This window comes from Pseudomonas sp. Pseusp97, assembly GCF_047304025.1.
Taxonomy (GTDB): Bacteria; Pseudomonadota; Gammaproteobacteria; order Pseudomonadales; family Pseudomonadaceae; genus Pseudomonas.
This window is the reverse complement of the sequence record NZ_JBGLYK010000281.1, coordinates 1-6085: the sequence shown is the minus strand read 5'-3', so window position 1 is coordinate 6085 and position 6085 is coordinate 1. Positions and strand designations below refer to the sequence as shown.

Genomic DNA, 6085 nt, shown 5'->3' with positions numbered 1-6085 from the left:
CGCGGGGATGAAGAACAGCAGCATTTCCGCCAGCAGCAGGCCGGCCCTGCTGCAGGCCGGCGAGCGTGGCGATCCAGCCGCCCACCCACCAGAAGGCGGCAAGGACGGCGAGTTCGAAGATGAGGCGGACGGCGCGGCGGAACATGGCGGCGGTCTCGATGCATTGAGCGGTTGGAGAAATGGGTCGGGAATGGCGCAAAGCCTACTCCCGCGCCTATCATCCCCAAAGCGAATAGATCGAATTGGAGCCATTCCAGAATGGAATTCAAGCAGCTGCGCACCTTCGCCGAAGTCGTGCGCCACGGTAGTTTCACCCAGGCGGCGGTGCACCTGAACGCCAGCCAGTCGGCGGTGAGCAAGCAGGTCGCGCAACTGGAACAGAGCCTGCGCGTGCAACTGCTGGAGCGCAGCGGCCCGCACATCCGCCTGACCGCCGCTGGCGAAGTGGTGCTGCGCCGCGCCGAAGACATGCTGCGCCTGCGCCGCGAGCTGCACACCGAGCTGGACGACCTCACCCACCTGCACCGCGGCGAACTGCGCCTGGGCCTGCCGCTGCTGGGCGCCGACGCGCTGTTCGCCGGGCGCTTCGCCGAATACCGGCGGCGCTACCCGAACATCGACGTGCACCTGATCGAGGGCGGCAGCAAGACCATGGAAGAGATGGTCTACAGCGGCGAACTGGAGCTGGGCGGCGGCCTCACGCCGGACGATCCCGGCTTCGACTGGCAGCCCTTCTGCAACGAGCCGCTGGATGTATTGCTGCCCGCCGCACACCCGCTGGCCGGGCGCGGGAGCCTGGAGCTGGCAGAGCTCTCGGACACACCCTTCCTGCTCTACCAGCAGAGCTTCACCCTGAACGATCGCCTGCTGCGTGCCTGCCGCGAGGCCGGTTTCGAGCCGAAGGAAGGCGGCCGCAGCGGCCAGGCGGACTTCCTCGGCGCACTGGTCGCCGCCGGGCAAGGCGCGGTGCTGCTGCCCCGCGTGGTGGCCAAGGACCTGGAGCGACCGGGGCTGGTACGCGTGCTGCTGAGCCAGCCGGACCTGCGCTGGGATATCAGCTTCATCTGGCGCCGCGATGCGTACCTGTCGAATGCGGCGAAGGCGTGGTTGGCGTTGATGGTGGAGATGCCGCTGCACCCGCAGGGCTCGGAGTGAGGAGGGTTCGCGAGCAAGCTCGCTCCTACGAAAAGCAGTGAGTCGCTACGACACTGTCCCCCGCGCACTCCGGTAGGGCGCATAAAGCGCCAGCGTTATGCGCCGCGATGCCTGTCGCGCAAGGAAATGGCGCAGCGGCGCGGGCTTACGAGCCTGAATCCTCCGGCGAGAAATCGAAGGTGTCGAAGACGATCACGCCGGCCTGATCGTTGGGCAACTCGCCCTCGATGCGCCCGTCAGGCTGCTGGACCACGGTCATGCCTTCGGCAAGCGTCGCGCCGTCTGCGCGCCGCGCTGCCTTGCCGTTCACGGGAGTGAACAGCCAGGTGCCCGGGGCGCGGTCGCGCAGGGTGCGGTTGACCGATTGCACCTGCGTTCCGGCGGGGTAGCTGATCTCGCCCAGGGTGAAATCGCGCGCCAGGTTGGCGCTCTCGAAGCCGTACAGCCTGCGCTCGCGATCCAGCAGCAGCGTGACGCCCGACAGCGGCAGCTGCGCCAGCTGCAGCGGTACATGCACATCGATGCGCCAGATATCCGGGTCGCGCATGCCATCGCCGTAGGTCGTGGTGTAACGCATCAGTTCGCTGTCCGGCGGAATGTCCAGGCCGGCCGCATGATTGCCCGTCGCGACCTGGCAGCCCATCAGCAGGACTTCCGACTCCGCTCGCACCGCCAGGCGCAGGGGCGCCTGGGGGCCGCAGTGCCAGCCATCGACCGTGGCCGGCGCGGCGATGCGCAACTCGTGGACGGGCAACTCCATCGAGCTGCCCGCTGGAGCCTGATCGTCCCAGGTCGAGCTGAAGCGCACGGCGAGCGCGGGAACCCCGTGGACCAGCGTCGGCGCCGGGAACTCGACCTCATCGGCAGCTTGCCAGTCATGGGAGCCGGGCAACGACAGGCGCGTGCCGGCCGGCACGTCGAGACCTCGGATGCGTGCAGGCTCGGTGAGCGTCGGGTGACGGGCGGCCTCTTCCTGCTCCATCTCCTCGCTGACCGCATGCCAGACGTAAGCCATGTAGGCCTGCGGAATACAGAGCACCAGCAGGACCACCAGCAGGCTCTAGGAAACGCGAGGGTGGCGCCTCCACCCCCGGCGTGCGGAGCGGAACAGGCAGAGCACCAGCAGCCACAGCAGCAGGGCCAGGACGGCCAGTGCGGACACGCCGAGCGTGATCAGCAGGGCCGGAGAAAACAGCGGTACCGGGATCATCCTTGTCCCTCAGAGCAGATCGGTGAACTCCATCAGGCGCGGCCATTCCCGCTGCGCCTGGCCATCGTCGGCAAGCAACCTGAAGCCGGCGAACTCGAAGGCCGGCGACACGCTACAGCCCACCAGCACGTAATCCCCCAGGCAACGCGCGGCCTGCCAGGCGTGGGCGGGCACGGCGCGCTGCGGCAGGCTGCCTTCGTCCACCGGGCCGAGGATTTCCCGGCGCACGGCGGCATTCGGCTGCTCGGCGATCAGCAATTCCAGCGGGCTACCTTCGTGGAAATGCCAGAGCTCGTCGGCATCCACACGGTGCCAGCGGCTGACAGTCCCCGCCGGCAGCAGGAACAGGATGGCCGACGACTGCGGCCGCCCGTCGGCGCCCGGCAGATGCGATTCGAATACCCGCCGATAGAAGCCGCCCTCGGGGTGGGCGGCCAGCTGCAGGGTGTCGATCAGGTAGCGGGCGCGGGGATGCATCAGGCCTTCAGCGCGGCGATGAACTCGGCCAGCCACGGCTCGGAGTCGGTCTCCTGGTCCACCGTTTCGCTGCCGTCCAGGCGCAGCATCGGCACCACTTCCTGCACGCCGAGTTCGGCGAACAGTTCACGCACCTGCTCGCCACCGCCGCAGTAGGTATCGCCGTAGCTGGAGTCGCCCAGCGCCAGCACGGCGCCCGGGCGGCCGCGCCAGTCGGCCGGCAGGCGGTCGCGGATGGCATGGAACAGCGGCTGGAAGCTGTCGGGCAGATCGCCCATGCCGGTGGTGGCGGTCACTACCAGGAAGGCTTCGGGAGCGAACTCGAGCATGGCGTCCAGGGTGGCGCGCGGGTCGTACCAGGCTTCGAAGCCGGCGGCTTCGAGCAGGCGCCTGGCGTGGCGCGCGACTTCTTCGGCGGTGCCGTAGACCGAACCGGACACGATGGCGACTTTCATGTTCACTCCCACAAGGCAAGACAAGGCCGCCCATTATGCCCCATCCGTGCCGCACCGCGCCGGGGCTGGTATAGTTTTGCCCTACCCGGCCGCTAGGACATTGTCCGCCGCGGCGCCCCCAGTGGAATTTCGCGAGGCGCGCATGGGCCAGACCCCAGCCCCCATCCTGATCACCGGCGCCAGCCAGCGCATCGGCCTGCATTGCGCGAAACGCCTGCTGGAGGAGGGCCAGCCGGTGATCGCGACCTATCGCCAGGAAAAACCCGGCATCGCCGAACTGCGCGAGCTGGGCGCCACCTGCCTGTACGCCGAACTGGCCAATGAAGCCGGCATCCTCGCCTTCATCGACGAGCTGAAGTCCCGCACCGACCGCCTGCGCGCGATCATCCACAACGCCTCGGCGTGGATCGCGGAGCAGCCCGGCGGCGATGCCCAGGCCTTCGAAACACTGTTCCGCGTACACATGCTGGCGCCCTACCTGATCAACCTGCGCTGCACGCCCCTGCTCGAACGCGATGCGACCGAGCGCGGCGCGCCAGCGGACATCATCCACCTCTCCGACGACGTCGCCCGCAAGGGCAGCGCCAACCGCATCGCCTACTGCGCCAGCAAGGCCGGCCTGGACAACCTCACCCTGTCCTTCGCCGCGAGCCTTGCGCCGCGCATCAAGGTCAACGGCATCGCGCCGGCACTGATCCTGTTCAACGAAGGCGACGACGACGCCTACCGCGCCCGCACCCTGGCGAAATCCGCCATGGGCATCGAGCCCGGCCCGGACGTGATCTACCAGAGCGTGCGCTACCTGCTCGACAGCCCCTATGTGACCGGCACTACCCTGACCGTCAACGGCGGCCGGCACCTCAAATGACCCGCCCGGCGCGGGCGCGAGGAATTCCCACGATGATCGAAGACATGTCTCACCAGTACCGTGAGATTCTCAAGGGGCTCGGCGAGGACCCGACCCGCGAAGGCCTGCTGGACACGCCCAAGCGGGCGGCCAAGGCCATGCAGTACCTCTGCCACGGCTACGGCCAGACGCTGGAGGAAATCGTCAACGGCGCGCTGTTCGCCTCGGATAATGACGAAATGGTGATAGTGAAGGACATCGAGCTCTACTCGCTGTGCGAACATCACCTGCTGCCCTTCATCGGCAAGGCCCATGTGGCGTACATTCCCACCGGCAAGGTGCTGGGCCTGTCGAAGGTCGCGCGCATCGTCGACATGTTCGCGCGCCGCCTGCAGATCCAGGAAAGCCTCACCCGGCAGATCGCCGAGGCGGTCCAGCAGGTCACCAGCGCCGCCGGCGTGGCAGTGGTGATCGAGGCGCAGCACATGTGCATGATGATGCGCGGAGTGGAGAAGCAGAACTCGGTGATGAACACCTCGGTGATGCTCGGCGCCTTCCGCGCCTCCAACACCACCCGCCAGGAATTCCTGCAACTGATCGGACGGAGCAAGTGAAATGACGCGACTGGAGCCGGGCATGGCGCGAATCCGGGTCAAGGATCTGCGCGTGCGCACCTACATCGGCATCAAGGAGGAGGAAATCCTCAACAAGCAGGATGTGCTGATCAACCTCACCATCCTCTATCCGGCAGGCGACGCGGTACAGGTCAACGACATCGACCACGCGCTGAACTACCGCACCATCACCAAGGCCATCATCGCCCATGTCGAGGAAAACCGCTTCGCCCTGCTCGAGCGCCTGACCCAGGAACTGCTCGACCTGGTGATGGCCAACCCGGCGGTGCACTACGCCGAGGTGGAAGTGGACAAGCCCCACGCCCTGCGCTTCGCCGAGTCGGTGTCCATCGCCCTGGCCGCCCAGCGCTGAGTTACCGCGCAGCCTGCACGCCCGTGCCAGTCGGCCAACGGGCGTTGCTGGCAGATCGCCCGCCTCTTAGAATCTCGCCAGCCCCGCCATGCGCCTCTGATGCGCCTTAGTTGAGAGACATGCCATGACCGAGCCGATGAACCTGACCGACGAGCAGCGCACCGAACTTGAAGCCGCCGCGTTCCGCACCCTGGTGCAGCACCTGCGTACCCGCAAGGATGTGCAGAACATCGATCTGATGAATCTTGCCGGGTTCTGCCGCAACTGCCTGTCCAAGTGGTACAAGGCGGCCGCGGACGACATGGGCCTGCCGGTCAGCCCGGACCAGGCCCGCGAAGAGATCTACGGCATGCCTTACGCCGAATGGAAGGCCAAGTACCAGACGGAAGCCTCGCCCGAGCAACAGGCGGCCTTCGATACCGCGAAGAAACACTAAGAGTTTGCCTTGATGACCCTCAACGATTTCCGCTCGCGGCTGCGCAGCGAGCAGCACCTGTTCACCGATACCCTGGCGTACATCGCCGAGCACTACACCTACACCCCCAGCGCCTTCACCAACGGCAGCGTGGAGAACCCCGCCGGGCAGAACGAGGGTTCCTGCAAGACCCTGGGTTTTGCGATCCTCGAAGGCCTGAGCCAGGAAGAATCGCTGCTGGCGTTCGGCGAGCACTACCGCGCCGTGCGCGATAACCCCGAAGGCACCGACCACGCCAACATCCGCGCCCTGATGGTGACGGGCCTGGCCGGCGTCAACTTCGAGCGCCAGCCGCTGTCGCGTCGCGGCTGAGGTTGTCCCGTTCAATGAAAAAGCCCCGCCGATGCGGGGCTTTTTCATTTCGAGTGTCAGCGGCCCGCACCTGTAGGAGCGGGGGGGGGGGGGGGGGCGGGCGGGCCCGGGGGGCGGGGGGGGGGCGGGGGGGGGGGGGGGGGCGGCTGGCGGCCCCGGCGCGGGGG

At 67.3% G+C, this 6085-nt stretch carries 9 protein-coding genes; 6 read left to right on the top strand and 3 right to left on the bottom strand.

Annotation, left to right across the window (positions count from 1 at the left end; all coding sequences use genetic code 11):
• The first annotated feature begins 258 nt into the window (after positions 1-258).
• Positions 259-1155 carry a LysR family transcriptional regulator gene (locus tag ACCC94_RS27025; protein WP_413352680.1) on the top strand — a complete coding sequence of 299 codons (897 nt, stop codon included), beginning with the start codon at positions 259-261 and terminating at the stop codon, positions 1153-1155.
• A gap of 145 nt (positions 1156-1300) precedes the next feature.
• Here the strand turns inward: ACCC94_RS27025 and ACCC94_RS27020 are convergent, their stop codons facing one another.
• The 3 genes from ACCC94_RS27020 to ACCC94_RS27010 all read right to left on the bottom strand — a co-directional run bounded on the left by ACCC94_RS27020 (position 1301) and on the right by ACCC94_RS27010 (position 3297).
• Positions 1301-2206: a hypothetical protein gene (locus tag ACCC94_RS27020; RefSeq protein WP_413352679.1), complete on the bottom strand. Its 906-nt coding sequence runs from the start codon at positions 2204-2206 to the stop codon at positions 1301-1303.
• A gap of 168 nt (positions 2207-2374) precedes the next feature.
• Positions 2375-2842 (bottom strand): cupin domain-containing protein, encoded by a 468-nt coding sequence (locus ACCC94_RS27015; RefSeq protein WP_413352678.1) that lies wholly within the window; start codon positions 2840-2842, stop codon positions 2375-2377.
• Positions 2842-3297, bottom strand: coding sequence for a flavodoxin (locus ACCC94_RS27010; RefSeq protein WP_413352677.1), 456 nt, complete (start codon positions 3295-3297; stop codon positions 2842-2844). The genes ACCC94_RS27015 and ACCC94_RS27010 overlap by 1 nt, the downstream gene beginning before the upstream one ends.
• Positions 3298-3439: 142 nt before the next feature.
• On the opposite strand from ACCC94_RS27010, the gene folM reads away from it, so the two are divergent.
• The 5 genes from folM to ACCC94_RS26985 all read left to right on the top strand — a co-directional run bounded on the left by folM (position 3440) and on the right by ACCC94_RS26985 (position 5918).
• Positions 3440-4165: a dihydromonapterin reductase gene (gene folM / locus ACCC94_RS27005; RefSeq protein WP_413352676.1), complete on the top strand. Its 726-nt coding sequence runs from the start codon at positions 3440-3442 to the stop codon at positions 4163-4165.
• 32 nt (positions 4166-4197) lie between these two features.
• Positions 4198-4758, top strand: a complete 561-nt coding sequence (gene folE / locus ACCC94_RS27000) for a GTP cyclohydrolase I FolE (RefSeq protein WP_413352675.1) — start codon at positions 4198-4200, stop codon at positions 4756-4758.
• 1 nt (position 4759) lies between these two features.
• Complete coding sequence (gene folX / locus ACCC94_RS26995; protein ID WP_413352674.1) at positions 4760-5131, top strand: dihydroneopterin triphosphate 2'-epimerase; 372 nt, start codon at positions 4760-4762, stop codon at positions 5129-5131.
• A 124-nt stretch (positions 5132-5255) separates the two neighbouring features.
• Complete coding sequence (locus tag ACCC94_RS26990; protein ID WP_413352673.1) at positions 5256-5567, top strand: DUF1244 domain-containing protein; 312 nt, start codon at positions 5256-5258, stop codon at positions 5565-5567.
• Positions 5568-5579: 12 nt separating this feature from the next.
• Positions 5580-5918: a HopJ type III effector protein gene (locus ACCC94_RS26985; RefSeq protein ID WP_413352672.1), complete on the top strand. Its 339-nt coding sequence runs from the start codon at positions 5580-5582 to the stop codon at positions 5916-5918.
• The last annotated feature ends 167 nt before the right edge of the window (positions 5919-6085 follow it).

Bases quoted from the DNA above. Each gene is read 5' to 3' on its own strand.
- folM (WP_413352676.1), top strand. From the start codon at position 3,440: ATGGGCCAGACCCCAGCCCCCATCCTGATCACCGGCGCCAGCCAGCGC.
- ACCC94_RS27015 (WP_413352678.1), bottom strand. From the start codon at position 2,842: ATGCATCCCCGCGCCCGCTACCTGATCGACACCCTGCAGCTGGCCGCC.
- ACCC94_RS27025 (WP_413352680.1), top strand. From the start codon at position 259: ATGGAATTCAAGCAGCTGCGCACCTTCGCCGAAGTCGTGCGCCACGGT.
- folX (WP_413352674.1), top strand. From the start codon at position 4,760: ATGACGCGACTGGAGCCGGGCATGGCGCGAATCCGGGTCAAGGATCTG.
- ACCC94_RS27010 (WP_413352677.1), bottom strand. From the start codon at position 3,297: ATGAAAGTCGCCATCGTGTCCGGTTCGGTCTACGGCACCGCCGAAGAA.
- ACCC94_RS26985 (WP_413352672.1), top strand. From the start codon at position 5,580: ATGACCCTCAACGATTTCCGCTCGCGGCTGCGCAGCGAGCAGCACCTG.
- folE (WP_413352675.1), top strand. From the start codon at position 4,198: ATGATCGAAGACATGTCTCACCAGTACCGTGAGATTCTCAAGGGGCTC.
- ACCC94_RS26990 (WP_413352673.1), top strand. From the start codon at position 5,256: ATGACCGAGCCGATGAACCTGACCGACGAGCAGCGCACCGAACTTGAA.